Raw genomic sequence first — 25,235 nt, 5'->3', positions numbered from 1 at the left:
CCCGCACGGTCGGGGCGAGGGCGTCTCTGGGCTGACGTCTCCTACCCCTCCGGCACGGTTCCGACGCCGAACTCATTGCCGTCGGGGTCGTGGAAGACGGCCTTGCCGACCCCCTCGCCGTACTCCTCGCGGCCGTCCGGGATCACGCCGCGATCGGCTGCGGCCCGAAGGAATCCGTCGAGATCGTGGACGAGGATGGTGACCAAGCTGCCGCCAGGCAGGCCTTGCCCCGCCTTGAGGTAGACGTACCGGTGCTCGTCGATGCTCCAAACGGCCTCAGTGTCATCGGGGCGGAATGACGGTTCCCCGCCGAGGAGGCGCTGCGCATCGCCGTGGGGGCGGCCAGGGGCAAGAACGTCGAAGTGTTCTCCCCGACCTCTCTGCGCAGCTGCTGGAGCGCGGACTGATCGACGAGGTCATCGTCCACATCGCCCCGGTCCTGCTCGGTGACGGCATTCGGCTGCACGAGGCGCACGACGGGCGCGTGGTGCATCTGCTGCGCGAGGGCTCCGCAGCCACCCAGACCGTCGACCCGCGGTACACGGTGAGTCCACGCTGATCCATGGCATGGCGACCAACACCATCGACCCGAACCAGACCTACTGGTGCTACCGACAACGAGAGCCCGGCCGATGGCCGGGCTCTCATCACACGGTGGACCCAGGGGGATTCGAACCCCCGACCTTCTCATTGCGAACGAGACGCGCTACCAACTGCGCCATGGGCCCGAGCGAGAAAGAGCCTATCATCTCGCGAACGCGGTGCAGACCAAGCAGGGTGCGCCGAGCGGGTCAGCCGGCCTGCCGGCGGCGGCGCAGCACCGCGTCGAGATCGTCGAACCCGGGCCGCGCATCGTCGATGATGCCCATGCGCGCATATGGGCTCGCAGGGGCGTCGTCGCGCACCGCTTCGGCCGACGGCCGCACACGGGCAGCGGATGTCGCGGCCGACCCCGACGCAGCCGTCGACGCAGCGGGCGTGATGACGGGCAGCTGTGGCTCGAGCTCGGCGGCGCGACGCGCGATGTCGTCGCCGGTCTCCGCGCGCTTGAGCTCGGCCGCCGCGTCGATCGATGCCATCGCCATCGCGGCGATCGTGCCCCGCGAGAGGTGCAGCGGGCGCGGCAGCGGCTGCGGAACCCAGCCGTCGGCCGGCGCCTCGGGTTCGACGAGGTCGATGGGCTCGAACGGCTGCGCCTCGGCGACGGGTGCCGCGGACGCCGCGACGGGAGCCGCCGGGTGCACCCGCGCGAGCCTCACGAGACCGGCGAGCGCGAGCACGATGCCGACGCCGCCGAGCACCGGTACCACGATCGATGCACCGAACGCGACGGCGATACCGCCGCCCACACCGGTGAGCAGTGAGACGAGCAGCACGAGCGAGCAGAGCGCCCGCCCACGGCGAAGTCGCCGACGCGCCATGGCACGACGCGCGGCGGAGGCATCGGCGGCGGGCCAGGCAGTGGCGGCACCAGCACCGGGCTCGGTCTCCTCAGCCCTCGGCGGCATCGCATCGGCCGGCGCGATGACGGTGATGGGTTCGGTGGCCGCGGCGGCCGCGGCGAGCACGATGCCGACACGGAGGCGCGCGGCATCCACCGCGCCTTCGGCCGCCCAGCGCTCGGCGAGCGCCTCTCGCTCTTCGGCCTCGGCGTTCAACCGCGCCGTCGCCTCGCGCTGGTGCAAGATGCGCTGCTGCGCGGCGACCTCGCGAGCCGTCGCCTCGACCCGCACGGGCTCGGGCGTCTCTGCCGTCTCGGCGAGGATGCGAAGGGTCTGCTGCAGGCGCACGGCGTTGCGCTCGGTCGCCAGATACTGCCGTCGACGCAGCCAGTTCGGCAGGAGGTACGCGATCCACAGCGCGGCTGCCACAGCCACGAGCAGTCCCCCACCGATCACGTCCATGGCACAACGCTAGGTCACTACATGCCCCGAGGCGTACTCGACGCCCGCGTGTTCACCGATCGGGCAGTTGCAGGGGGTGCGCGGATGCCGCCCGGTCTTCGGCGTTCACTCGCGCGACATCCTCGGGCACGCGCCCCTCACGCCACCTCTTGAGCACCCCGCCCGGCACTTCTTCGGTCACGAGGGCGAACGCGAAATGGTCGCTCCAGACGCCGTTGATGTGGATGAATCGGCGCCGAAGCCCCTCGTAACGGAATCCGAGCTTCTCGACCACACGAAGCGACGGGCCGTTCTCGGGGCGGATGCAGATCTCCATACGGTGAAGCCGCAGCGTACGGAAGCAGTAGTCGGTCGCGAGCGCGACCGCCGTCGGCGTGATGCCTCGCCCCGCGACGTCCTGTGCCACCCAGTAGCCGATCGTGGCCGACGAGAGAGAGCCGTACGCGATCGACGAGACGTTGAGCTGCCCGACCAGCTGCCCATCGACCTCGATGATGAACGGCAGCGCATGGCCGCTGCGCGTGTGCGCCAGCAGGTTGCGGATGCTCGAGCGCGTGTCGATGATCGAGCCGCCGCCCGGATACGTCGCCTCCCATTGGCGCAGCCACGTGCGATTGGCGATCAGCACCCGCTCGAGCGGCTTCGCGTCACGGACGCGGATGGGTCGCAGCGTGACGTCGCCATCGCGCAGGGTGGGTACGGCGACTGCGGGCATGCTCAGACTGTATCGAGTCCCGGTGCCGCTTCGAGGTGCGACGCGTACTCGATGAGCCACGGGCGCAGATCGGGGCCGATGTCGGGGCGATCGGAGGCGAGCTGGATGACCGCCTTGATGTAGTCGAGCTTGTCGCCCGTGTCGTAGCGGCGGCCGCGGAAGACGACGCCGTACACGCCGCCGGTGCCCTCGACGTCGCCCGCCATGGTCATGAGCGCGTCGGTCAGCTGGATCTCGCCGCCCTTGCCGGGCGGGGTGCGCTCGAGGATCTCGAAGACCTCGGGCTTCAGCACGTAACGGCCGATGACGGCGTAGTTCGACGGTGCGACCTCTTTTGCGGGCTTCTCGACGAGGCCCGTGATGCGTACGACGTCGGGGTCGTCGGTGGCCTCGACCGCGGCGGCGCCGTAGAGGTGGATGGAATCGGGGTCGACCTCGAGCAGCGCGACGATCGAGGCGTCGCGGGCGACCTGCTCTTCGAGCATGCGGGTCAAGAGGGTGTCGCGGGCGTCGATGATGTCGTCGCCGAGCAGCACGGCGAAGGGCTGGTCGCCCACGTGCATGTGGGCGCGCAGCACCGCGTGCCCGAGGCCGAGCGGGTCGCCCTGGCGCACGTAGTGCATGTCGGCGAGGCCCGTCGACTCGTTGACCTTCGCGAGTTTGGCGGTATCGCCCTTGGCCTCGAGGGTCGCCTCGAGCTCGGCGACGCGGTCGAAGTGGTTCTCGAGCGCGTTCTTGTTGCGCCCCGTCACCATGAGCACATCGGTCAGGCCGGCATCGACGGCCTCTTCGACGACGTACTGGATGGCCGGCTTGTCGACGACCGGCAGCATCTCTTTCGGCATCGCCTTCGTGGCTGGCAGGAAGCGCGTGCCGAGGCCGGCTGCGGGGATGACGGCCTTCGTGATCCGTTGAGTCATGCGGTTCAGCGTACCGCCGCACTCCCGGCCGGAACCGATCGCTTCGTCCTAGGATGTGAGCCATGCCCGACGATCCGGATGTAGACAAGCGCATCCTTCGCGCCGAATTGCGCGAGCGCCGCCGGAACATGCCGGCCCACGAGCGCGAACTCGCGACCGAGGGCTTCACCGCCCGCCTCGAAGAACTCGTCGGCCAGGCCGAGGCGGAGTCGATCTCGTGCTACCTCTCGATGCCGACCGAACCGAACACCCGGCCCTTCGTGAACTGGGCCGAGGCTCGCGGGATCCGCGTGCTCTTCCCCGTGACCAGAGAAGACGGACTGCTCGACTGGACGGTCGGCGAAGAGCAGACGGAGACGCTCGGCCCGCACGGCACCCCCGAAGCGGTCGGCGAACTGCTCGGCCCGATGGCGATCAACGACGTCGACCTCATCATCGTGCCGGCGGCCGCGATCGATGCGACGGGCATGCGGCTCGGCTGGGGCCGGGGCTATTTCGACAAGACCCTCGGTTCGATGGGAAAATGTCCTCCGGTGTACGCCGTGGTCTTCGACAGCGAGTTCATCGAGACCGTGCCGCGCGAGGTGCACGACCAAGGCGTCGACGGCGTCGTGACACCCACGCGGATCATCGCGTTCTGACCGGCCACGGCGCCGGCACCCACCCGAAATCGGAAGAAGCACCATGCCCACGTATTCCTACCGTTGCACCGAGTGCGACAACGCCTTCGACATCCATCAGGCGTTCACCGACGACACGCTCACGGTCTGCGAGGTCTGCGGCGGCAAGCTGCGCAAGCTCTTCAACACGATCGGCGTGACCTTCAACGGCTCGGGGTTCTACCGCACCGATTCGCGCAACGGCGGTGCAGACGGCGGCAGCTCGAGCGGGTCGGGTTCGTCGGGGTCGGGGTCGTCGGGGTCGGGTTCGTCGGGGTCGGGGTCGTCGGGTTCGTCCTCGTCGTCGGGCTCGTCGTCTTCGGGTTCATCCTCGTCGTCGGGCTCTTCCTCGTCGGGCTCTTCCTCGTCGTCGGGTTCGACCTCGTCGGGTAGCTGACGCGCCGCGGCGGCCTTAACGCCGAACCGGCCTTCCGCTAGCGTGGTTCCCGTCGGATCCAGACCCTCGGATCCGCGACCGACGGAGGGCAGGGCCATGATCCGGGGCTTCAAAGAATTCATCATGCGCGGCAACGTCATCGATCTCGCTGTCGCGGTCGTCATCGGCGCCGCGTTCACGGCCGTGGTCAACGCGATCGTCGAGGGACTCATCAACCCGCTGATCAGCCTGTTGTTCAACGCCGACGGTCTCGACAGCCTGACGTTCCAGCTCGGCAGCGCGACGTTCGCCTACGGCGCCGTGATCGGCGCGATCATCTCGTTCCTCGCCGTCGCCGCCGTCGTCTACTTCGTCTTCGTGATGCCGATGAACCACGTCAAGGAGCGGGCGGAGGCCAAGCGCAAGGCGGGCGTGCCCGACCCCGAAGAGCCCGAGACCGAGCTCACCATGCTCGCCCAGATCCGCGACCTGCTCGCCGAACGGGGCACCGGCACGCATCGCGAGTAGTCAGGTCTGACGCCAGTGCGGCGGCCTGTCCCGCGTCAGACGCTCGTCGTCGGATGACGCGGGGCGGGCCTTGCCCGTCTGCCGCGGCGCCGATTCGGGCGCACGATCGACGGGCGTTTCGGGCGACGGGTCGGAGCCGGGCGCGGGCGTGAGCTTGGCACGGCGCGCCCGCCCCGCTGCACGTTCGACGCGCTGACGCGGTTCTTCGGTCATCGGCGTTCGGCCGCGGCATCCGCTCGCTCTGCGTCGGGCTTGCCGAGCAGTGACGCGACCCGTGAGGCGACCGCCTCGGGATTGCCGAAGAGTTCGAAGCTGTGCACCCGCAGGTAGTGCCAGCCGAGCCGGCGCAGCACCTCGGGCCGCAGCCGCAGCGACTCGCGCAGGCTGAGCCCGGCGAGGGCGTCGTCGGTCTCGACGACGACGGCCTTGCCCGCGTTCGCGGCGGCGAGCGCGAGCCGGCCGCGATGGCCGACACTGACCCGGATGCCGCGGCGCTCGAGCCGTGCCGCGAGATCGTGCACCATCGACGGCGCCTCGCCGGTCGCGCTCGGCGACGCCGCACGCTCTTCGGTCTGCGAGAGCACGTTGGCAAGGGCGAGCACCCCGTGGCTCTGCCGGTCTTCGTCGATGTCGTCGGGGCGGAACGCCGAGACCAGGTCCATCGAGCGGCGGGCACGCGTCATGCCGACCGCGAGCAGCCGGTCGCCGCCGGGTTCGCCGAGCGATCCGAAGTTCGAGAGCAGGCGGCCGTGCGGGGTGCGCCCGTAGCCGACCGAGAAGATCACGCGGTCGCGGCTCTGCGCGACGGCCTGCTCGAGGGTCAGCACCGTGAACGGCTCGGCGCGGTCTTTCAGGATGAAGTCGGAGAGGTCGGTGCGCTTGGCGAACGCGGCGAGCACCGCCTGGTGCACGCGCCCGGCGTGCTTGGTGCTCGCGGTGATGACCATGAGCGACTCGCGCGGGCGCTTGACGGCGTGCTCCATGACGAGCTCGACGACCTTCGCGACCTCGGAGTCGATCGATTCGACGGTGCCGGTGATCGAGTCGGGCAGACCGTTGCCGGCGACGTAGTGCAGACCGAGGCTGCCGTGGCCGAGGAAGCTGCCGGCCCAGGGCAGCGAGGCGATGCGGCCCGCATAGAACCGGTTGTTCACGAGTTCGGCGAGGTCTTCGCCGCCCGCGCGGTAGCTGAGGGTCAGGGTCAGCGTCGGCAGCAGCTCGCCGAGGCGGGCGAGCGCGGAGTCGGCGTGCAGCGCGTCGACGCCGTGCTCGGTCGTGGAGCTGCGCGGGTGCTCGGCATCGTCGATGCCCGTCTCGAAGAGTGTGGGCGTCTGCGTCACGGGGTCGCCGAACGCGACGACCTGCTTCGCCCGGCGGATCGCACCGAGGTTCTCGGCGATGCTCGTGGCCCCGGCATCGACGAGGATCACGGTGTCGAAGGCGATCGAGTCGTCGATGGCCGCGACGTCGTACGGCGAGGCGAGCCAGATCGGCGCGAGGGCGCGGAACAGGTGCGGCGTCTCGGCCTGCAGGTCTTGGGGGCGCACCCGGTCGCCGCGGAGCATCCGCTTCAGGCGTCCGGCCTCGTCGGCGTGGTCGACGAGCGCGACCTTCCAGTTCTCGGCGAGGCGCCAGGCGAGCTGCGGCCCTGCAGCCGAGGCGTGCGCCTCGTCGACGAGGCGGAAGTCGCCTTCGAGCCGGTCGAGCACCGTGGTGTTCGCGCCGAGCAGCGCCTTCTCGGTCGCCAGCATCGACTCGAGCACCGATTGCCACCAGGCGAGCTCGAGCTCTGCTGCGACGGCCCGTTCGGGCACGTGGCGTTCGGCGAGGTCGAGCAGCAGCGGGTCGAGGCCGAGATCGCGGAGGCGGGTGAGCACCGCCGTGCGCTCCTGCAGGTTCGTCAGCACCTCGGACTCGGCGGCGAGCCCGGCGAGGTTCGCAGTGAGTTCGCGCACCGGCCGCGCGGCGAGCTGACGCTGCGTGCCGACGACGCCGAGCGGGGCATCGAGGGCCGCGAGGTCGCCCATGACGTGCTGGTAGCCCACGTGCACGTCGTCGATGCCGACGGGCACGCCGGGGATCGCACCGGCGTCGGAGTAGCGCTGCCAGAGGGTGCGCTGCTGCTGGATGCCGCGGAGCGCCGAGTTCAGGTCTGAGACGTGCACCCCGGGGCGCACGAATTCGAGCGCGTGCCGGCGCAGGCGGCGACGGTTCGCACCCGACATCCCCGGCGACTCGCGACGCGACGACGTCGCGGCGATGAGCTCGCCGAGCGGCCGGTCGAAGACCGACGGCTGGAAGCGGTCGAGCGTCTCGCGCACGTCGAGCAGCAGCCGAAGGAATACGCCGAGCTCGGCGACCGACTCGAACTCGCGCAGTCGGGTCTGGGCGATGAGCGCGCGGCCCCGATCGAGCAGGCGCGGCAGGTCGCTGCGCGAGAGCCGCTTCGCGAGTTCGTGCGCGGCCGTCGCCTCTTCGGACGAGGTGAACGACGCGCCGTACCAGGGCGAGTCGCCGGGGCCGTACCGGAACTCGCCGAGCGCCGCGGCCCGAGCGAGATCGCGGGCGACGTCGTCGCGACCGCCGGCGAGCGCCGCGAGGGCGGCGTGGTCGAGTCGTGCCGTCGTCGACGGCGGGCTCGGCACGAGCGCGAGGCTCGCGAGCTCGCCGAGCGCGTCGAGCACCGAGACGTGCAGCTCGGGGTCTTTGCGAGTGAGCGCCGACCGGTAGTCGAGCAGCACCTTGCGAAGGCGCACGAGGGCGTCGTCGACGTCGGCGACGCGCGGCCGCTCGGCCTTCTCGTTGCGCGAGATCGACTGGACGAGTTCACGGCGCAGCCCGGCGGTCGTCACGGCGGCGCCGCCGAGCCCGACCTGCCCGAGGCGGTGGGCGATGCCGTCGAGGCTCGCCCGTCGCGCGCCGACGACGAGCACGCGCTTGTCTTTCGCGACGAGGGCGCCGATCGCGTTCACGATCGTCTGCGTGCCGCCCGTGCCGGGCAGCGTCTTGACGACGACCGAGGTGCCCGCTTCGATCTCGGCGACCGCCTGCTCCTGCTCGGGGTCGGCGTCGAGCAGCAGCGTGTCGGTCGACGGCGGTCGCGCGTCTTGCGACACCGCGCGCACCCGCTCGCCGGTCGCCGCGACGACGGCCGCGCGGGCGGCCGGGTTGCCGGCGATCGCATCGATGACGGGGTGGTCGAGTTTCGCGGCATCCGCCGCCATCTCGGGCCCGACCTCGGCGAACGACGACACGACGAGCCGCGGCGCGACATGGAACCACGGCAGGTGGCTCGTGAGCCCGCGCAGCCGGTCGATCACCGGCTGCGGCTTGAACACCCCGTTCGTGATGGCGAGCGCGACGAAGGCCTCGGCGTCGAGCGTGATCTGGAACTGCTCGCGGAGCTCGCGGGCGAGCGCGGGGTTCAGGAAGGGCTGGCCCTTGAGCTTCAGCTCGAAGTCGCGGCCGTACCGCCGGATCGCGAGCGGGCGCAGCAGCACGGGCGCGAGGAACTCCTCGCCGGCGTTGCGCCACGACGCGAGCCCGATGGCGAGGTGCACCGACTCGATGCCGCGCACCGAGCGCAGTTCGATGCCCTTCTGGGTGATCTCGGCGGCAGCGAGCCGGGCGTTGCGCAACGCGAGCTCGTCGCGGATGAGGCTCGACAGCAGCGTGGACTTGCCGGTGATGAACTGCGGCAGGCCGCCGGGATGCGTCGTCGAGAGCTCGATGCGGGTGCGCGGGGTGTCGACGAAGCGCACGAGCGGCGAGCGGCCGCCCACGGCTGCGAGCTCGGCGTTCCAGCGCCGCCAGGCGGGTTCGGCGACGTTGCCCGCGACGAGGTCGGGGTCGCCGAGGCTCAGCGCTTCGGGGCTCGTGTTGTCGTGTCGCATGGTGTCGGGGGTGAGGTTCTCGGCGGCAGCGTCGATCTCGGGGTCGAGGATGTCCTCCTCGTCGTGATTCCGATCGAGCCGCCGCACACGGATACCATACGTGCAATCACGCGGATTCCTCGGAGCATCGCCGCGCCCGCGGCTCTTCCGATACCCCCAGGGTATTGTGCTAACCTCGCCGAGGTGAGCCAAGCACTGCCCGAGAACCCTGCCCCGACGCTCGAATCCCAGACCTCCGAGTCCGCGACGCTCGAATCCGCGACCTTCGCGCATCGCACGACGGTCATCGTCGGCGGCGTCGCCGGCGGCATGTCCGCGGCCACCCGCCTGCGCCGCCTCGACGAGCGGCGCGAGATCATCGTGCTCGAACGCAGCGGCGAGGTCTCGTTCGCCAACTGCGGACTGCCGTACCACGTGTCGGGCGTGATCGCCGATCGCGACGCCCTGTCGCTGCAGAGCCCCGAGCGGCTCGCCGCACGATTCCGCATCGATGCGCGCGTGCGTCACGAGGCCGTCGCGATCGACCGGGCCGCGAAGACCGTCGCGGTGCGCCGGCTCGACGACGGCACCGTGACCGAGATCGCCTACGACGAGCTCGTGCTCTCACCCGGCGCCGCTCCGCGACGGCCGGCCGGCATGGCGACGGATGCCCCGGTGCAGGCGTTGCGCACTCTCGACGACCTCGACCGGCTGATGCGACGACTGGGCGATCTGACGGCGGGCGCCCCGGTCGTGGTCATCGGCGGCGGGTACATCGGCGTCGAGATGGCCGACAACCTGCACCGGCGCGGCCTCGCGGTCACCCTCGTGCAACGCGGCACGCACGTGCTCGCGGCGCTCGACGAAGAGATGGCGGCGCCCGTCGCCGACCATCTCGCGGGCCTCGGCATCGACGTGCGACTCGGCCGGACTGCGGCCTCGATCGGTGCCGACCACGTCGTGCTCGACGACGGCCGTCGCATCGCCGCCGCCCTCGTCGTCGCAGCACTCGGCGTGACCCCCGAGACCTCGCTCGCGGCCGACGCCGGGCTCGCGATCGGCGCGAGCGGCGGCATCGCCGTCGACGCCCTGCACCGTACGAGCGACCCCGCGATCTTCGCGATCGGCGACGCCGCCGAGAAGCGCGATGCCGTCGACGGCTCGGGCCGGCTCGCGACCCTCGCCGGCCTCGCGAACCGTCACGGACGCGCCGTCGCCGACACGATCGCCGGCCGCGACACCGCCCCGGCGCGGCCGGCCCTCGGCACCGCGATCGTCGACGCGGCGGGCCTGACCGCGGCGAGCGTCGGTTGGACCGAGCGCACCGCCCGCGAGCGCGGCCATGAGGTGCGGGTCGTGCACACGCACCCGTTCTCGCACGCGACGTACTATCCCGGCGCTGCGCCGCTCTCGCTGAAGCTCGTCGTCGATGCCGCCGACGACCGCATCCTCGGCGCCCAGGCCGTCGGCACCGACGGTGTCGACAAGCGCATCGACGTCATCGCCACGGCGATGAGCGCGGGCCTCGCGGCATCCGCTCTCGCAGATCTCGAACTCGCCTACGCGCCGCAGTACGGCTCGGCGAAAGACCCCGTCAACATGCTCGGCTACGTCGCGCGCAACCTCGCGGCCGGCGACGACCGCGTGATCCAGTGGCACGAACTCGAGCACGAGCTCGCCGGCGGCGCGGTGCTCATCGACGTGCGCGCCGAGGGCCAGCTCGCCGAGGGGCGCGTCCCCGGCGCGCAGTGGATCCCGGTCGAGCGACTGCGCGCACGGCACGCCGAGTTCGCCGGCCGCCGGGTCGTCGTGCACTGCCGCGTCGGACAGGGCGCGCACACCGCGGCGCGCCTGCTCGCCGAGCTCGGGCACGACGTCGTGAACCTCGACGGCGGGTACCTCACCTGGCGCGACGGGCAGCGCGCCCGGGCGCTCGCCGAGGTGCCGCTCGCCGCCTGAGCGACGCACCGGCGCTCGACCCCGAAGCCGGCACCCGAACCTCAGACCGACCCAGACCCAGCCCCCGACCGATACAGGAGCCCCGATGCGATCCACCACCCCGAACGCCGTGCACGACATCACCGGCGCCGTCATCCTCGACGTGCGCGAACCGAGCGAACTCGCGCAGGCCCGAATCGAGGGCACCCTCGACATCCCCCTCGGCGAGCTCGTCGCACGGGTCGACGAGGTGCCCGCCGACACGACCGTCTACGTGCTGTGCCACGCGGGCGGGCGGAGCACCCAGGCCGCGCAGTACCTCGAGAGCCGCGGCATCGATGCGGTGAACATCGACGGCGGCATCATGGCCTGGTATCAGGCCGGTCTTCCCGTCACGCTCGGCGGGGCGTCGTGACGAGCGAAACACCGTCGAAGGCCGACGCGCAGCGGCGCATCGCCAATCGCCTGAAGCGCGCCCGCGGCCAGCTGAGCGCCGTCATCGACGCCGTCGAGTCGGGCGCCGACTGCCGCACGGTCGTGACCCGGCTCTCCGCCGTCTCGAGCGCGCTCGACAAGGCCGGCTTCGCGGTCATCTCGACCGCGATGCGCGAGTGCCTCGCCGAGACCGACGATCAGCAGGCGACGGATGACTCGGGGCGCCTCAGCGTCGACGAACTCGAGAAGCTCTTCCTCACGCTCTCGTGAGCGTGGCCGGCGCGGGACCCGCCCGAGGTCCGGCCGGCCCGGGGAGCGGACCGGCCGGTCGGGGAGCCGACGGCGTCAGACCGACGCGAGCTCGAGGCCGTGCGCCGTGGCGACACCCTCGTTCGTGAGACGACCCGCCGTGGCGTTCAGCCCCTTGGCGAGCGCGGGGTCGGCCGCGAGCGCAGCCTCCCAGCCGAGGTCGGCGATCTTCAGGGTGTAGGGCAGCGTCGCGTTCGTGAGCGCGGGCGTCGACGTCGCGGGCACGGCGCCGGGCATGTTGGCGACGCAGTAGTAGATCGCGTCGTGCACCCGGAACGTCGGGTCGGCGTGGGTCGTGGCGTGCGAGCCCTCGAAGCACCCGCCCTGGTCGATGGCGATGTCGACGAGCACCGACCCGGGCTTCATCGACGCCACCATCGCGTCGCTGACGACCTTCGGCGCTGCAGCACCCGGCACGAGCACGGCGCCGACGACGAGGTCGGCGTCTTTCAGCTGACGCGCGATCTCGTACGGCGACGAGGCGAGCGTATGGATGCGGTGGTCGTAGCGCGCGTCGATCTCGCGCAGCTTCGGCAGCGAGATGTCGAACACCGTGACGTCGGCGCCGAGGCCGAGCGCGGTCGCTGCGGCCTGCTCGCCGGCGACGCCGCCGCCGATGACGACGACCTTCGCGGGAGAGGTGCCGGGAACGCCAGCGAGCAGCACGCCGCGGCCACCCCTCGAGGCGAGCAGTTCGGCGGCGCCGACCTGGGGCGCGAGCCGCCCGGCGACCTCGCTCATCGGGGTGAGCAGGGGCAGCGAGCGGTCGGCGAGCTGCACCGTCTCGTAGGCGATGGCGGTGACGCCCGAGTCGAGGATCGCCCGGGTCAGGGGCAGGTCGGCCGCGAGGTGGAGGTAGGTGAAGAGCGTGAGGTCGGCACGGAGGAAGCCGTACTCGGCGGCGATCGGCTCCTTCACCTTCAGCACGAGGTCGGCCGACCACGCCTCTGCGGCGGTCGCGACGATCGTGGCCCCGGCCTCGGCGTACTCGGCGTCGAGGTAGCCGGCTCCCGTGCCGGCGCCGGCCTGGATAGCGACGTCGTGACCGCGGCCGGCGAGCGCGTGCACGCCGGCGGGCGTCATCGCGACGCGGAATTCGTTGTTCTTGATCTCTGCAGGCACGCCGATGCGCATGGTTGCTCCGTTGCTGTGAACCGAATCTCGTGATGACGAGTGCATCAATTGTCGCGGCTTGTTCGTCGTCTCGACAGTTGATCCGTACAGAATTCGCTAGAATCGAGACATCCACTTCATTCATTCGATTCAAGGATGTCTCGATGCCCGACACACCGCAGATCAGCGCACCCGGCGCAGAGTCCACACCCGTGGTGCTCGACGCGATCGATCAGCAGATCGTCGCTCGGCTGCACGAGAACGCGCGCATCTCGAATGTCGATCTCGCGCGTGCGGTCGGCGTCTCACCGTCGACGTGCCTCGCGCGCGTGCGTTCGCTGCGTGAACGCGGGGTCATCGTGCGCTACACCGCGGAGATCGACCCCGCGGCCCTCGGCTACCACCTGCAGGCGCTCGTGAGCGTGCGCATCCGCCCGGGCGCGAGGCATCTCATGGAGCAGATCTCAGACGAGCTGCGCACTCAGCCCGAGGTCGCCCAGCTCTTCTTCCTCGGCGGCTCCGAAGACTTCCTGATCCACGTGCGTGTGCGCGACAGCGACCACGTGCGACAGTTCGTGCTGAAGAACCTCTCGGCGAACCCCGCCGTCGCCCTCACCGAGACGAACCTCGTGTTCGAGCACCACACCGCCCTGTCGGCGGGGCTTCGCGCGGTGATCTGAGGCTGGTTCTAAGGTGGACGTGGTTGGGTGATCTCAGCCGCCCAGGGTCGCCAGTGGAGGCATCCGGTTCTATGGTGGACGCCATGGCGCCCAACGAGATCGTCGCCCCCATGCTCGCCAAGGCCGTGCCCGGCGTGCCCGACCCCGACTCCGTGCCGGGCGGTCTCGCGTATGAACCGAAATGGGACGGCTTCCGCGGCATCGTCGCGTTCGACGGCGAGCACGTCGAGATCGGCAGCCGCGGGGCGAAGCCGCTGACCCGCTACTTCCCCGAGCTCGTCGAGGCCTTCACGCGCCTGCTGCCCGGGCCGTGCGTGCTCGACGGCGAGATCGTGGTCGCCACGACCCGCGCCGGCACGGCGGGGGCCGGCACGGCGGGGGCCGGCACGGCGGGCGCCGGCAAGGCGGGGGCCGGCACGGCGCGGCTCGACTGGGAGGCGCTCTCGCAGCGCATCCACCCGGCCGCGAGCCGGGTCGAGCTGCTCGCCCGAGAGACGCCCGCGATGTTCGTGGCGTTCGACCTGATCGAGTCCGACGGCGTATCGCTTCTGGGCCGACCGTTCTCCGAGCGCCGCGCCGCACTCGAACGACTCGTCGGCGCCATCGGCGACCCGATCAGACTCACCCGCATCACGACGGATGTCGAGCTGGCCCGCCGCTGGCTCGAGGAGTTCGAGGGCGCCGGGCTCGACGGCGTCGTCGCCAAGCCGCTCGCCGCACCGTACTCCCCCGGCAAGCGCGTGATGCTGAAGGCGAAACACCACCGCACCGCCGACGTGATCGCGCTCGGCTATCGCGTGCACGCCTCGGGCAACGGCGTCGGCTCGATCCTGCTCGGCCTCTACGACGACGAGGGCCGGCTCCGCAACGTCGGCGGCATGTCGGCGTTCTCGAACGCCCGTCGTCTCGAACTCATCGACGAGCTCGCGCCCTACGTCGTGCGCGGCGACGACGGCGCGGCGGTCACCGGCGAGACCGAGCGCAGCCGCTTCTCGTCGGGCCGTGACGTCTCGTTCGTGCAACTGCGGCCCGAACTCGTCGCCGAGGTGCGCTACGACCAGCTCGAGGGCGACCGGTTCCGCCACACGGCCCAGTTCGAGCGGTGGCGGCCCGACCGCGAGCCGCGCTCGTGCACCTTCGAGCAGATCGAGCGCCCGGTCGCCTACGACCTCGACGACGTGCTCGGCTGATTCGATGGGCGGCGAGGCGACGGGCGGCGTGTCGACAGGGCGACAGCAGATGACCACGGCGACCGCTTCGCGTCGGTACGAACGCGACGGCGTCGAGTTCGCTCGCACGTTCGCGTTCCTCGACGCCGTCTACGGCATCGCGCTCACCCTGCTCGTGATCAACGTCGAACCGCCGCCGGCCTCGGAGTGGACGAGCGTCGGCGCCCTGCTCGCGAGCGGGCTCGGCTGGCAACTGCTCGGTTTCGGCATCAGCTTCGCGGTCATCGCCGTGTTCTGGCGGGCCAACCATCGCATCGTCGCCGGCTTCGGCGCGATCTCGCCCGCGACGATCACCGCGAACCTCGTGGCGATCGCCTTCGTCGTGCTCATTCCCTTCTCGACCCAGGGCATCAGCGATGCCGAACTCAGCGAACTGCCGCTGCCCGTCGCCGTCTACGCGCTGAACATCAGCATGGCGGTGCTCGCCCAGACGGCGGTCTTCTACGTCGCGCGCCGCGACGGGGTGCTGCGCGACCCGCTCCCGCGAAGGGCCGACACCGTCAAGCTCATCGACACGCTCACGACGCCGGCGGTGTTCCTCGCCTCGATTCCCGTCGCGTACCTGTTCGGGGCCGACTGGGGGCGCTACACCTGGTTGCTCCTGCTCGTCGTCGGCCCGCTCAGCGGGCGCTGGGCCGCCCGTCGCATCGCCCGAATCCGGGCGTCGGCCGCGGCCCATCCGAGCGGCCGCGAGGCCGGCTGAGCCGCCGGCCGGCATCGAGAACCGTCTGCAATCGTCGCCCGAACGCTGCAACCGCACCCGCGTGTGCATTTCCGACCCTTGCGGGGTGCGACGATTGAAGGATGCCCGTCGACACGTACCCCTTCGTGGAGGAACTCGCGATCGCGCGATTCGTCGGCCCCCTGGCCCTGAGCCGCGGCCGCACGGTCGAGCGCGCGGGCGGGGTGCTCTCGCTGAACTGGGATCCCGCGCACTTCCGGTTGAGCGCCGAGGTGCAGGGAACGGCACCTGCGCCGTACCACTCGACGGTCAAGCTCGATCTCGGCATGCCCGGTCGCGCGACGATCCTCGCCGGTGCCTGCACGTGCCCCGTCGGCCGCAACTGCAAGCACGTCGCCGCCGCGCTGCTCGCCGCCGCCGATCGGCACCGCCGCGATCGCGTCGAGGCCGCCGCGATCGAGGTGCCCCGGGCCGTCGGCGCGACACCGGCCGGATGGCGCGACGAGCTGGCGGCGCTGGCGGGCGCGAGCGCGAGTGACGGTGCAGCAGGGCGAGCGGATGCCGCGGCGACCCGTCAACCCCTCGCGCTCCAGTTCGAACTGCGCGAGCGGGTGGCCGGGCGTCGCAGCGCACGCCAGTCCGCGAAGGACGAGCCCGCGTCGTCGGCGGCATCCGTCGCCCGCCTCGCCGTGCGCCCGGTGACGCGCGGCACCCGCGGCGGCTGGATCAAGGGCAGTCTCACCTGGCAGAACGTCGGCTTCCAGGGTCGGGCCGGGGGGTTCGATCCGGCGCAGGCGCGCTGGTTCGCCGAGTTCTCGCTGCTGAAGGGCAACCGGCACTCCGCGTTCGCCGAGTACGGTTCGGCGTGGATCTCGGTCGACGAGTACGAGAGCGCCACCCTCTGGGCGCTGCTGGAGGCGGCACCCCGGCTGGGCATCGCGCTCGTCGGCTCGACGACTCGCACGGCGATCGGCGTCGCCGGACCCGCGGTGATCGGACTCGACGCACGACGAGCGGGGCCGGGCAACGACGAACCCGAGCCCGACGACCTCGACGCCGACCTCGTGCTCACCCCGTCGATCACGGTCGGCGAGCGCAGCCACCCGAGCGAGCAGGTGCGCCTCATCGCCGACCACGGCGTCTACGCCTTCGACTTCGCAGCGGGCACGATCACGCTCGCCCCGCTCGCGGCACCGCTCACCCCCGCCGGCCGCGCTGCGGTACGCCGTCGCGCTCCCATCGTGGTGCCCGCCGCCGAGGTCGAGGCCTTCGTCGACGAGCAGTACGCCTCGCTCGCCCGCTCGTTGCGACTCGCGAGCGGCGACGGCAGCTTCGAGCTGCCCGAGCTGCCGCCTGCGACACTCGTCGCGACGATGCACCACGAGCCGGGCCACGTCGTGCGCCTCGAGTGGCAGTGGCAGGCCGACGGCGGGCGCCGGTTCGCGCTCGATGCGCCCGACGCCGAGTTCCACGACCCCGTCGAGGAGCGACTCGTCGCGACATCCGCCGCCCTGTTGCTGGCCGACGACCCGGCCGGGCTCCCGGCTGTGACCGACGCGACCGAACCGCGACTGCGCCCCGAAGCGACGCTGCGCGGGCTCGCGAGCGCCGAGTTCACCGCTCGGCTGCTGCCGCGACTGCGCGAGCTCGATCGGCTGCGGGTCGAGGTCGTCGGCGATCCGCCGGCGTACCGCGAACTCGTCGAGGCTCCGAAGCTGACCGTCAGCACGGTCGAGAGCGAGCGCACCGACTGGTTCGACCTCGGCGTCGTCGTCACGGTCGAGGGCAAGAAGGTGCCGTTCGGGCCGCTGTTCAGCGCGCTCGCGAAGGGCCGGGCCAAGCTGCTGCTCATCGACGGCAGCTACCTCTCGCTCAAGCAGCCCGTGTTCGACCCGCTGCGCGAGCTCATCGAAGAGGCCGGATCGCTGCGCGAATGGGAGGCCGGGCTGCGCATCAGCCGCTACCAGACGAGCCTCTGGGCCGAGTTCGAAGACCTCGCCGACCAGTCGGAGACGGCCGTCGCGTGGCGCGAGACGGTCGCCGGGCTCCGCGCCGCCGACGGCGTCGACGAGATCGCACCGCCCACTGGGCTCGCGATGGAGCTGCGCCCGTACCAGCTCGCAGGATTCCGCTGGCTCGCATTCCTGCACCGCCACGGGCTCGGCGGCATCCTCGCCGACGACATGGGCCTCGGCAAGACCGCGCAGACCCTCGCGCTCATCGCTCACGCCTTCGAGACCGCCTCCTCCTCCGAAGGCGAGCAACGCCCGTTCCTCGTCGTCGCGCCGACCTCGGTCGTCTCGAACTGGGTGGCCGAGGCCGCGCGCTTCGTGCCGGGGCTGCGCGTCGAAGCGGTGACGGCCACGCACGGGGCGAGCGGCACACGGCTTTCGGATGTCGCGGCGCGCGCAGACATCGTCGTGACGAGCTACGCGATCCTGCGCCTGGACGCACCCGAGTTCGCGGGCCTCGAGTGGTCGGGGCTCGTGCTCGACGAGGCGCAGTTCGTGAAGAACGCGTCATCGAAGGCGAATGCGGCGGCACGCGACATCCGTGCACCGTTCCGCCTCGCAGTGACCGGCACGCCCGTCGAGAACAACCTCATGGAGCTCTGGGCGCTGCTGAAAATCGTGGCGCCAGGGCTCTTCCCGTCGGCCCGCGGCTTCGCCGAGCGGTTCGCCCGGCCGATCGAGAACGACCACAACGCCGGGCGGCTCGCGACCCTGCGCCGACGCCTCCGCCCGTTCATGCTGCGCCGCACGAAGGACGTCGTCGCCCCCGAGCTGCCGCCGAAGCAGGAGCAGGTGCTGACCGTGCAGCTCGACCCCGAGCACCAGCACATCTACGACGCGTTCCTGCAGCTCGAGCGGCAGAAGCTGCTGGGGCTCATCGACGACCTCGATCGCAACCGCTTCACGGTGTTCCGTTCTCTGACGCTCCTGCGCATGCTCAGCCTGCACGCCGCGCTCATCGACTCCGAGCAGTACGCCGAGGTGCCGTCGGCGAAGCTCGATGCGCTGTTCGACCAGCTCGACGAGGTCGTCGCCGAGGGGCACCGCGCGCTCGTGTTCAGCCAGTTCACCTCGTTCCTGCAGCTCGCGGCGGCCCGGCTCGACGCAGCCGGCGTGCCGTACGCGTACCTCGACGGCTCGACGACGAAGCGCGGCGACGTCATCACGAAGTTCCGCGAGGGCGACGCGCCCGTGTTCCTGATCAGCCTGAAGGCCGGCGGCTTCGGCCTGAACCTCACCGAGGCCGACTACGTCTTCCTGCTCGACCCGTGGTGGAACCCCGCGAGCGAGGCGCAGGCCGTCGACCGGGCGCACCGCATCGGCCAGTCGAAGTCGGTCAACGTCTACCGCATGGTCGCGGAGGGCACGATCGAAGAGAAGGTCATGGCCCTGAAGGCCCGCAAGGCGAAGCTCGTCTCCTCGCTCATGGACGACGGCGAACTGTTCAGCGAGACGCTCACGGCCGACGACATCAGGGGGCTCATCGGCGGGTGATGCCCGCTCGCGCGTGCGCCCTTCGCGCGTGCCCTTCGCGCGACGTTTTTTGCGCTGGAGGACAATTCCAAAGCGCCGTAGTGGCGCAAACCGTCGCGGGAACCGAGGTGAACGGTTGCACGTGTCGCCGGTTCGAAGTCGCGAATATGGTGCCCCCGGCAGGATTCGAACCTGCGCTTCCGACTTAGGAGGTCGGCACTCTATCCCCTGAGTTACGGGGGCGGCCGTAAGAGTCTACTTCCTGCGATTGCCGGTCGAGGCCGCGCCTCGACCACCGAGCAGACGAACTGCATCGCGGTAGCGTGGGCTGCGGCGCGCGAGCGTCGGTGAACCGCGGCGGGGCCGCAGAACGGGGCGGCATGGGCGAGTTTACGAGCACGGGCGCCAGCACGGACACAAGTACGGGCACCGGCACGGGCACGAGGTTCTGGGTGGGCGCGTCGACGCTCGGCATGCTCGGCACTGCGGCGCGAGGCATCCGGCCATTGGATGTCGCGGCCGACGGCACGACGACGCTCGGCGATCCGGTCGACGTCGGGCCGAACCCCATGTTCCTCGCGCTCGCCCCCGCCGCCGGCGTGCTCGGCGTCGTGCACGAGCTCGAGGGCGGCCTCGTCTCGACCTGGACGATCGAGGGCGCCGCCGTCGCACCCTTCGGCCTGCCCGGTGCGACGGGCGCCGCCGACCCCTGCCACCTCGCGTTCGACGAGGGCGGCGAGTCGCTGTTCGTCGCGAACTACTGGGGCGCGCGCCTGTCGGTGCACCGCCCGGTGCCCGACGCCCCGGCCGACGTCGCGCTCGCCGCGGACTTCACCGGCACCGGTCCGGACGCCGAACGACAGAGGTCATCGCACCCGCATCAGGCCGTCGTGGACGCTGCCCGACACCAGCTGCTCGTGCCCGACCTCGGCGCAGACCGGGTGCGGGTGCTCGCGCTCGACGGCCTGCCCGATCGCCTCGACCACGATGAGGCGGACGACATCGTGCTGCACGCCGGCGCCGGCCCCCGCCACCTCGTGATCGCCGGCGACCTCGCGATCACCGCGAACGAACTCGACCGCACCGCGAGCATCCTCGACCTCGCTGCGCGGCGCGAGGTCGCCTGGTTCCCGATCGGCGACGACGTCGAACCGCGCGGGCTGGGCAGCTCGGCGATCCGCCTGACCCGCGGCGGCATCGTGCTCATCGGCGACCGCGACGCCGACGCCATTCGCGGCCTGCGCTTCGACGCCGAGGCGCGCACGCTCGAGCTCGTGGCGACGGTCGTGACAGGTGGGCGGCACCCGCGCGATCTCGAACTGACGCACGACGAGCGGTTCGCGCTCGTGGCCGATCAGGGTTCGGACTCGATCGCCGTCGTCGCGCTCGACGCCGAAGGGGTGCCGACCGCCGTCGTGAGCACGATCACGACGCCCGCGCCAGCGTGCCTGGCGCGCGCGTAGGTCTCGATACGGCCCTGGCGGGCCTACTCGACCACTGGCGGGCTCGTGCCTGGCGCGCGCGTAGCGAGCACGCAGCGGGCTCAGCCCGGCGGGTACAAGTAGAGCGCCCCGCCGGCGGGAATCGTGCGCCGGTGGTACGAGTGATCGGAGTTCTGGTTGTACTCCTCGATGTTGACACTGCCGTCGCTGTTGATCGACTGCACGTACGCAACGTGGTTGTACGGGAACCAGGCGACCGCGCCGATGACCGGCTCGCTCGACGTCGGCCAGCCCTTGCTCGCCCAGGCATCGGCCCAGGCGTATGCGCTGCCCGAAGCGAGGTTCGACCAGTCCCACTTCCACGGGGCGCTCGTGACGCCCGCGTCGCGGTTCAGTCGCCAGGCGACGAAGTCGACGCACTCGCGGTAGTAGTAGCGCAACGGCGACAGGCCGCCGCCGTAGTCGTCGGGAGTCTGATCCCACCAGGGGTAGTCGTCGCCCTCGGCCTTGACGGTGTAGATGGCGTAGCTGCCGCTGCCCCGCGAGGCGAGGTTCGCGGCCCAGGCCGCCTTGTCTTTGGCCTCCTGGTCGAGGCGCGCCGCCTCGATGTCGGCTTTCGTCACGACCTCGTACGCCTCGCTCGAGAGCTCGGCGCCGCTCACGAGCGACGAGACCTCGACGTCTTGCGCCTGGGCCTTGGCGAGACTGAAGGTGCCGGATGTCTCGTGCGTGCCGCCGCCCGGCATGAACGCGTACGCCGGCAGCGCCATGGTGCCGACGATCGCGGGCACCACGAGCACGGTCGCGAAGACGCGTGCCGGGCGACTGCGGCTCGCCGACGCGGCACGCCGCCGCTCGGCTGAGGCGCTCCGACGCACACGATCACGGTCGGCCGACCGACGTCCGGAGCGCGGGCGCTGCGATGCGTCGTTCGTGTCGTCGGCGTTCAACAGTGGGACCTCCGGGCACCGCTCGAGGCCGCAGTGCAGCCCGGGAACGGAGTGGCTTCTCGGGTGTCGGTGACCTCAGGGGCGCCCGACTCGTTTCACCTTAGGGCACATGCTGCGTCTTTGTCACCGCCTGCACTTCATCGTGCGGGTGTTGCGGCTCGTCGCCGCCCTGCCCGACCGCGCCGGTGTTGCGCAGGAAGACGATGACCCAGCTGAAGACCAGCACGGCGACGATCAGTTCGACGGCGGTGAGGTTGTAGTACCCGCTGATGAAGAACGCGGCGAGCACCACGATGACGCCCACGTACGCGTATCCAAGCACGATGAACACCTTCGGCATGGACGGGAGCAGTGCCGGCAGGCTCAACACCATCGCCACGTACACGATCGCCATTCCGGTCGCCGAGAGGTTGTGCGCACCGAGGTACTCGTCGACGGGGAAGATGCCGACGCAGGCGAGCAGGACGCCGATCAGGATGAGCCCGAAACGAACGAGGTTGCGGCCTCGTCGCTCGGCGACGCTGTCGGCGGGCAGGAACGCGGTTGCGTAATGGGCGATCGTCGTCACCATCACGCCCGCGATGATGAGCGTGAGGTTGAACGCCAGGGCCGAGATGTCGTCGCTGATGCCGAGGGTGCTGAGGTTCTTCTGCCACCAGAGCGGGTCGGTCGCGCTCAGCATGCTCGCGAGCGCGCCGACGGCGAGGAACAGCGCCAGCACGAGCGAGAGCAGCATCGGCGTGAGATTCACCGCTGAGAGGTAGGCCATGTACGCGGTGATCGCCATCGCCGCTCCGCCGAGGATGGCGGCGGGGATGCCGTAGACGAGGGCGCCGACGAAGCTCTCGCTCAAGAGCGACGCGAGGCCGGTCCAGCCGAGGAGCGCGATCACGCCGAGCGCCACGGCGAGCGCGACGACGTCGAACCAGTACAAGCGCCGGCGATTCCCCGGAGCGACGCGGGTCCGCGACCGTCTCAGCAAGCAGCCGATCACGAATGCGGCGATCGCGGCGAGGGCGCCGCCGATCGCCGCGAAGATGCCGACCGACCCTCGCCCGGAGATCGGCACGTCGCGATCCCAGAAGACGAACAGGCCGATCAGCGTGCCGATGACGAGGGCCGCAGCCCCGATGAGGAGCGCCGACGACTCCGCGGCCTCGGCGCTTCGAACCGGATGCCGGAGCATCCGGGTGAGGGACGAAGATTCGCTCATTCCGAGCCTCCTGAACTACCGCGCCGGTGGAGCCGAAATCCGCTCCTCGATCCGCAGCGTAGACCCGGTGGCGCCCCCAGGGGAAGGAGTTCCGCCGGGCGCGGCCGATGAGGAGGGTCAGGCCGCGGTCACGAGGTACTCGTCCCACTGCGGCAGCGGCCGCTCGAACCCGCGCGCGACCCAGTTGCGCCCGTTCGGGCGGGTCGGCGTGAAGCGGAGCTCCCAGCCCATCTCGGCCGGCGTCTTGTCGCTCTTCGTGTTGTTGCAGCGCAGGCAGCAGGCGACGAGGTTCTCCCACGTGTCGCGCCCGCCGCGCGAGCGCGGGAGCACGTGGTCGATCGTGGCCGCCGCCCGGCCGCAGTACGCGCAGCGGTGGTCGTCGCGGCGCAGCACGCCGCGGCGGCTCACCGGAGCCTGGTTCAATCGCGGCGGGCGAACGTAGCGCGTGAGCAGGATGACACTCGGTCGCTGCCACGAGCCGCTCGCGGCGCACACCGGATTGCCGACTTCGTGCTGGATGACGGTGGCCTTGTGGTTCATGACGAGGAGCAGCGCCCGCTTGAACGAGACGACGGCGAGCGGCTCATAGCCCGCATTGAGCACGAGTGTGCGCATGGAGTGCCTTTCGATCGGGGCTGGATGGCTTCCAGCCGCGTGAACGGATCGGCGTTCCGAGGGTATGCCGGGTGGCCCGAAAACAGAGAACGGGCACCGTCGTGATGACAGTGCCCGTCGAGGCCTCGGCCCGGTTCGTGCTCGTTCGACTGCTGCGCCGTTGGTCGAAGAGCGCGCGCGCATCCGTGGAATGGATGCTGCACGACTTCACCATCGGCTTCCCCTGCCCGGTTTCTCGGATCGTCAGGGTTTCAGCGTAGATCACGAATGGCGCGCCGGAAACTTCCGGCGCGCCATCCATGCATGGAGTCATGCGATGTTCATGGATCAGATTCCGATGCGCACGATGTAGTAATCGCTCGTCCAGATGGGCTGCACGCGAACCGACGCACCTTCGTAGGGCGCGTGCAGGATCATGCCGTTGCCGGCGTAGAACCCGTCGTGCCCGGGCATGATGACGAGGTCGCCCGGCTGCGCGTCGGCCTCGGAGATGCGGGTGCCCATGGCGCCCTGCCCCGACGAGGAGTGCGGCATGCTGATGCCGAACTGCGCGTACACGTACATCACGAAGCCCGAGCAGTCGAAGCCGGCGGGCGTGGCGCCGCCGTAGACGTAGGGCACCCCGATGTACTGCGTCGCGACGTTGTAGACGCTCGCGAGGTCGTAGCCCGGGTAGGGCGGGTTGGCGAGGAAGTCGCCGACCGAGGGTCCGGAGTACGAGGCGGCGTACGAACTCATCGCCGCTTCGGCGGCGACCCTGGCGGCCTCGGCATCGGCAGCGGCCTTGATGTCGGCGCCGGTGACGGCGTCGTAGCCGTCTTTCGTGACCGGTGCCGCGATCACGTCGTCGGTCACCTCGACCGACTGGGCTTGCGCCTTGGTCAGCTTCGTCACATCGGTCTCGCCGAACTGCAGCCCGGCGGAGCCGGGAGTGAACGCGTACGCCGGTATGGCGAGCGTGCCGATGATGCCGGCCGCGACCGACATGACGAGCACGTTGGCCAGCGGGCCGCGCCGCAGTCGACGCGTCGACGGCAATGGCGTCGCGGCGACGCGAGCAGCCGCGTCAGGCTGGGTGGAACTGGGGGAAACGGGTGCTTTCGCGGCGATGATCGCCTTCGTCGCAGCTCCGCGGGCGGGGTTTCTGTTCAGCCGCCGCCGTGAGAATCGAGCCAAGATGTGTACCTCCGTCGCCCCACGACATCGGATGTCACCCCACCGGATGCGCTCGAGGGCGCTTACGGGTACTTGATCGAGCGGTGGGCTTGGGAGGCGTCTCGACCCTGGCCAGCCGACTGGCTTCTTGCCGGCGGACTCGAATGAGACTACGCGACGAGTCGCCGAATGTCACATTCTGATCACGGCGCGCCGCTGATCAGGGCTTTCCCTGAGGCGCAAACCGACCCGACCGACTCAGGCCGCGATGAACAGGTGCCCCGCGACGTCGTTCGGCAGTTCGAGCCCGCCGTCGACGCCGTCGACCTGGACGAGCACGTACCCGCCGGCGCGACTGAACGTGGCCATGGCGCCCGGCATGACGCCGGCCTGCCGCATCTGCGCGAGCAGCTCGGGGTCGAACTGCACGGGCTCGCCGAGCCGGCGCACGACGCCGCGAACCGGTGCCTCGCTCGCGTCGACCGCTTCGACGAGGTTCACGACACCCGACATGAAGGGGTCGGCCGGCGGTTGGCCGAGCTCTTCGAGCCCGGGGATCGGATTGCCGTACGGCGACTCACGAGGGCCGCCGAGGATCTCGATGAGGCGGCGTTCGACCTGCTCGCTCATCACGTGCTCCCAGCGGCACGCCTCGTCGTGCACGAACTCCCACTCGAGCCCGATGACGTCGGAGAGCAGGCGTTCGGCGAGCCGGTGCTTGCGCATGACGTGCACGGCCTTCGATCGGCCCTCGACGGTGAGTTCGAGGTGGCGGTCGCCCGTGACGACGACGAGTCCGTCGCGCTCCATGCGGGCGACCGTCTGCGAGACGGTGGGACCGGAGTGACCGAGTCGTTCGGAGATGCGTGCACGCAGCGGCACGATGTTCTCCTCTTCGAGGTCGAGGATCGTACGGAGATACATCTCCGTCGTGTCGATCAGGTCGGTCACGCGTCATCCTCCCGTTGTCACAGCCCGTCGTCCAGCCTACCGGGCGTGGCCCGATCGCTAGACT

At 70.7% G+C, this 25,235-nt stretch carries 23 protein-coding genes, 2 tRNA genes and 1 pseudogene; 12 read left to right on the top strand and 14 right to left on the bottom strand.

Annotation, left to right across the window (positions count from 1 at the left end; translation table 11 throughout):
• Positions 1-41: 41 nt before the first annotated feature.
• A complete protein-coding gene (locus ACWGST_RS08590; protein ID WP_452046247.1) occupies positions 42-206 on the bottom strand; it encodes a VOC family protein in 165 nt (54 codons plus the stop codon).
• A gap of 89 nt (positions 207-295) precedes the next feature.
• On the opposite strand from ACWGST_RS08590, the gene ACWGST_RS08585 reads away from it, so the two are divergent.
• Positions 296-559, top strand: a complete 264-nt coding sequence (locus ACWGST_RS08585; RefSeq protein ID WP_452046246.1) for a dihydrofolate reductase family protein — start codon at positions 296-298, stop codon at positions 557-559.
• A 96-nt stretch (positions 560-655) separates the two neighbouring features.
• Here ACWGST_RS08585 and ACWGST_RS08580 read toward each other — a convergent pair.
• The 4 genes from ACWGST_RS08580 to galU all read right to left on the bottom strand — a co-directional run bounded on the left by ACWGST_RS08580 (position 656) and on the right by galU (position 3,539).
• Positions 656-728: transfer RNA gene (locus ACWGST_RS08580), tRNA-Ala, on the bottom strand.
• Positions 729-791: 63 nt separating this feature from the next.
• Positions 792-1,904 (bottom strand): hypothetical protein, encoded by a 1,113-nt coding sequence (locus tag ACWGST_RS08575; protein WP_452046245.1) that lies wholly within the window; start codon positions 1,902-1,904, stop codon positions 792-794.
• A gap of 52 nt (positions 1,905-1,956) precedes the next feature.
• A complete protein-coding gene (locus tag ACWGST_RS08570; RefSeq protein WP_452046244.1) occupies positions 1,957-2,619 on the bottom strand; it encodes a GNAT family N-acetyltransferase in 663 nt (220 codons plus the stop codon).
• A 2-nt stretch (positions 2,620-2,621) separates the two neighbouring features.
• Entirely contained in the window at positions 2,622-3,539 is a 918-nt protein-coding gene (galU, locus tag ACWGST_RS08565) for a UTP--glucose-1-phosphate uridylyltransferase GalU (RefSeq protein WP_452046243.1), read from the bottom strand.
• A 62-nt stretch (positions 3,540-3,601) separates the two neighbouring features.
• Here galU and ACWGST_RS08560 point away from each other — a divergent pair, with 62 nt between their 5' ends.
• Together ACWGST_RS08560 and ACWGST_RS08555 are read left to right on the top strand one after the other, a co-directional pair.
• A complete protein-coding gene (locus tag ACWGST_RS08560) occupies positions 3,602-4,180 on the top strand; it encodes a 5-formyltetrahydrofolate cyclo-ligase (RefSeq protein ID WP_452046242.1) in 579 nt (192 codons plus the stop codon).
• Between the two features lie 43 nt (positions 4,181-4,223).
• A pseudogene (locus ACWGST_RS08555) lies at positions 4,224-4,364 on the top strand (FmdB family zinc ribbon protein); the annotation flags it as partial.
• Between the two features lie 14 nt (positions 4,365-4,378).
• Here ACWGST_RS08555 and ACWGST_RS08550 read toward each other — a convergent pair.
• Positions 4,379-4,693: a hypothetical protein gene (locus ACWGST_RS08550; protein WP_452046271.1), complete on the bottom strand. Its 315-nt coding sequence runs from the start codon at positions 4,691-4,693 to the stop codon at positions 4,379-4,381.
• On the opposite strand from ACWGST_RS08550, the gene mscL reads away from it, so the two are divergent.
• A complete protein-coding gene (mscL, locus tag ACWGST_RS08545) occupies positions 4,692-5,102 on the top strand; it encodes a large conductance mechanosensitive channel protein MscL (protein WP_452046241.1) in 411 nt (136 codons plus the stop codon). The two genes, ACWGST_RS08550 and mscL, sit on opposite strands and share 2 nt — an antisense overlap.
• A gap of 209 nt (positions 5,103-5,311) precedes the next feature.
• Here mscL and ACWGST_RS08540 read toward each other — a convergent pair whose 3' ends face one another.
• Positions 5,312-9,082, bottom strand: coding sequence for an AAA family ATPase (locus tag ACWGST_RS08540; protein WP_452046240.1), 3,771 nt, complete (start codon positions 9,080-9,082; stop codon positions 5,312-5,314).
• A gap of 198 nt (positions 9,083-9,280) precedes the next feature.
• On the opposite strand from ACWGST_RS08540, the gene ACWGST_RS08535 reads away from it, so the two are divergent.
• The 3 genes from ACWGST_RS08535 to ACWGST_RS08525 all read left to right on the top strand — a co-directional run bounded on the left by ACWGST_RS08535 (position 9,281) and on the right by ACWGST_RS08525 (position 11,617).
• Positions 9,281-10,933: an FAD-dependent oxidoreductase gene (locus ACWGST_RS08535; protein ID WP_452046270.1), complete on the top strand. Its 1,653-nt coding sequence runs from the start codon at positions 9,281-9,283 to the stop codon at positions 10,931-10,933.
• A gap of 85 nt (positions 10,934-11,018) precedes the next feature.
• The gene (locus ACWGST_RS08530) at positions 11,019-11,327 is read left to right on the top strand and encodes a rhodanese-like domain-containing protein (RefSeq protein WP_452046239.1); all 309 of its coding nucleotides are present in this window, start codon (positions 11,019-11,021) and stop codon (positions 11,325-11,327) included.
• Positions 11,324-11,617, top strand: coding sequence for a metal-sensitive transcriptional regulator (locus tag ACWGST_RS08525; protein WP_452046238.1), 294 nt, complete (start codon positions 11,324-11,326; stop codon positions 11,615-11,617). Before ACWGST_RS08530 ends, ACWGST_RS08525 begins: the two co-directional genes overlap by 4 nt.
• 75 nt (positions 11,618-11,692) lie before the next feature.
• Here the strand turns inward: ACWGST_RS08525 and ald are convergent, their stop codons facing one another.
• A complete protein-coding gene (gene ald, locus ACWGST_RS08520; RefSeq protein ID WP_452046237.1) occupies positions 11,693-12,790 on the bottom strand; it encodes an alanine dehydrogenase in 1,098 nt (365 codons plus the stop codon).
• 143 nt (positions 12,791-12,933) lie between these two features.
• Between ald and ACWGST_RS08515 the strand changes: the two genes are divergently transcribed.
• The 4 genes from ACWGST_RS08515 to ACWGST_RS08500 all read left to right on the top strand — a co-directional run bounded on the left by ACWGST_RS08515 (position 12,934) and on the right by ACWGST_RS08500 (position 18,866).
• The gene (locus ACWGST_RS08515) at positions 12,934-13,449 is read left to right on the top strand and encodes an Lrp/AsnC family transcriptional regulator (RefSeq protein ID WP_452046236.1); all 516 of its coding nucleotides are present in this window, start codon (positions 12,934-12,936) and stop codon (positions 13,447-13,449) included.
• An 83-nt stretch (positions 13,450-13,532) separates the two neighbouring features.
• Positions 13,533-14,639, top strand: a complete 1,107-nt coding sequence (locus tag ACWGST_RS08510) for an ATP-dependent DNA ligase (RefSeq protein ID WP_452046235.1) — start codon at positions 13,533-13,535, stop codon at positions 14,637-14,639.
• 49 nt (positions 14,640-14,688) lie between these two features.
• Positions 14,689-15,381 carry a TMEM175 family protein gene (locus tag ACWGST_RS08505; protein WP_452046234.1) on the top strand — a complete coding sequence of 231 codons (693 nt, stop codon included), beginning with the start codon at positions 14,689-14,691 and terminating at the stop codon, positions 15,379-15,381.
• Positions 15,382-15,482: 101 nt separating this feature from the next.
• Positions 15,483-18,866, top strand: a complete 3,384-nt coding sequence (locus tag ACWGST_RS08500; RefSeq protein ID WP_452046233.1) for an SNF2-related protein — start codon at positions 15,483-15,485, stop codon at positions 18,864-18,866.
• 147 nt (positions 18,867-19,013) lie between these two features.
• Here the strand turns inward: ACWGST_RS08500 and ACWGST_RS08495 are convergent.
• Positions 19,014-19,088, bottom strand: a tRNA-Arg gene (locus ACWGST_RS08495).
• A 137-nt stretch (positions 19,089-19,225) separates the two neighbouring features.
• Between ACWGST_RS08495 and ACWGST_RS08490 the strand changes: the two genes are divergently transcribed.
• Positions 19,226-20,308 carry a lactonase family protein gene (locus tag ACWGST_RS08490; protein ID WP_452046232.1) on the top strand — a complete coding sequence of 361 codons (1,083 nt, stop codon included), beginning with the start codon at positions 19,226-19,228 and terminating at the stop codon, positions 20,306-20,308.
• Between the two features lie 80 nt (positions 20,309-20,388).
• Here the strand turns inward: ACWGST_RS08490 and ACWGST_RS08485 are convergent, their stop codons facing one another.
• From ACWGST_RS08485 to ACWGST_RS08465, 5 genes are all read right to left on the bottom strand, one after another.
• A complete protein-coding gene (locus ACWGST_RS08485; protein ID WP_452046231.1) occupies positions 20,389-21,165 on the bottom strand; it encodes a CHAP domain-containing protein in 777 nt (258 codons plus the stop codon).
• Between the two features lie 172 nt (positions 21,166-21,337).
• Positions 21,338-22,450, bottom strand: a complete 1,113-nt coding sequence (locus tag ACWGST_RS08480) for a hypothetical protein (RefSeq protein ID WP_452046230.1) — start codon at positions 22,448-22,450, stop codon at positions 21,338-21,340.
• Between the two features lie 117 nt (positions 22,451-22,567).
• On the bottom strand, positions 22,568-23,065 hold the full coding sequence (locus ACWGST_RS08475) for an HNH endonuclease (protein WP_452046229.1): 498 nt from the start codon (positions 23,063-23,065) through the stop codon (positions 22,568-22,570).
• 327 nt (positions 23,066-23,392) lie between these two features.
• On the bottom strand, positions 23,393-24,052 hold the full coding sequence (locus ACWGST_RS08470) for a C40 family peptidase (RefSeq protein ID WP_452046228.1): 660 nt from the start codon (positions 24,050-24,052) through the stop codon (positions 23,393-23,395).
• Positions 24,053-24,478: 426 nt separating this feature from the next.
• Positions 24,479-25,171 carry an iron dependent repressor, metal binding and dimerization domain protein gene (locus tag ACWGST_RS08465; protein WP_452046227.1) on the bottom strand — a complete coding sequence of 231 codons (693 nt, stop codon included), beginning with the start codon at positions 25,169-25,171 and terminating at the stop codon, positions 24,479-24,481.
• Positions 25,172-25,235 lie beyond the last annotated feature (64 nt).

The organism is Agromyces sp. NPDC055520 (assembly GCF_053619715.1).
This window is presented reverse-complemented; position numbering and strand designations above follow the sequence as displayed.

Bases quoted from the DNA above. Each gene is read 5' to 3' on its own strand.
- ACWGST_RS08575 (WP_452046245.1), bottom strand. From the start codon at position 1,904: ATGGACGTGATCGGTGGGGGACTGCTCGTGGCTGTGGCAGCCGCGCTG.
- ald (WP_452046237.1), bottom strand. From the start codon at position 12,790: ATGCGCATCGGCGTGCCTGCAGAGATCAAGAACAACGAATTCCGCGTC.
- ACWGST_RS08490 (WP_452046232.1), top strand. From the start codon at position 19,226: ATGGGCGAGTTTACGAGCACGGGCGCCAGCACGGACACAAGTACGGGC.
- galU (WP_452046243.1), bottom strand. From the start codon at position 3,539: ATGACTCAACGGATCACGAAGGCCGTCATCCCCGCAGCCGGCCTCGGC.
- ACWGST_RS08510 (WP_452046235.1), top strand. From the start codon at position 13,533: ATGGCGCCCAACGAGATCGTCGCCCCCATGCTCGCCAAGGCCGTGCCC.
- ACWGST_RS08570 (WP_452046244.1), bottom strand. From the start codon at position 2,619: ATGCCCGCAGTCGCCGTACCCACCCTGCGCGATGGCGACGTCACGCTG.
- ACWGST_RS08560 (WP_452046242.1), top strand. From the start codon at position 3,602: ATGCCCGACGATCCGGATGTAGACAAGCGCATCCTTCGCGCCGAATTG.
- ACWGST_RS08530 (WP_452046239.1), top strand. From the start codon at position 11,019: ATGCGATCCACCACCCCGAACGCCGTGCACGACATCACCGGCGCCGTC.
- ACWGST_RS08505 (WP_452046234.1), top strand. From the start codon at position 14,689: ATGACCACGGCGACCGCTTCGCGTCGGTACGAACGCGACGGCGTCGAG.
- ACWGST_RS08550 (WP_452046271.1), bottom strand. From the start codon at position 4,693: ATGGCCCTGCCCTCCGTCGGTCGCGGATCCGAGGGTCTGGATCCGACG.
- ACWGST_RS08500 (WP_452046233.1), top strand. From the start codon at position 15,483: ATGCCCGTCGACACGTACCCCTTCGTGGAGGAACTCGCGATCGCGCGA.
- mscL (WP_452046241.1), top strand. From the start codon at position 4,692: ATGATCCGGGGCTTCAAAGAATTCATCATGCGCGGCAACGTCATCGAT.
- ACWGST_RS08475 (WP_452046229.1), bottom strand. From the start codon at position 23,065: ATGCGCACACTCGTGCTCAATGCGGGCTATGAGCCGCTCGCCGTCGTC.
- ACWGST_RS08585 (WP_452046246.1), top strand. From the start codon at position 296: ATGACGGTTCCCCGCCGAGGAGGCGCTGCGCATCGCCGTGGGGGCGGC.
- ACWGST_RS08515 (WP_452046236.1), top strand. From the start codon at position 12,934: ATGCCCGACACACCGCAGATCAGCGCACCCGGCGCAGAGTCCACACCC.
- ACWGST_RS08470 (WP_452046228.1), bottom strand. From the start codon at position 24,052: ATGTCGGTCGCGGCCGGCATCATCGGCACGCTCGCCATACCGGCGTAC.
- ACWGST_RS08480 (WP_452046230.1), bottom strand. From the start codon at position 22,450: ATGAGCGAATCTTCGTCCCTCACCCGGATGCTCCGGCATCCGGTTCGA.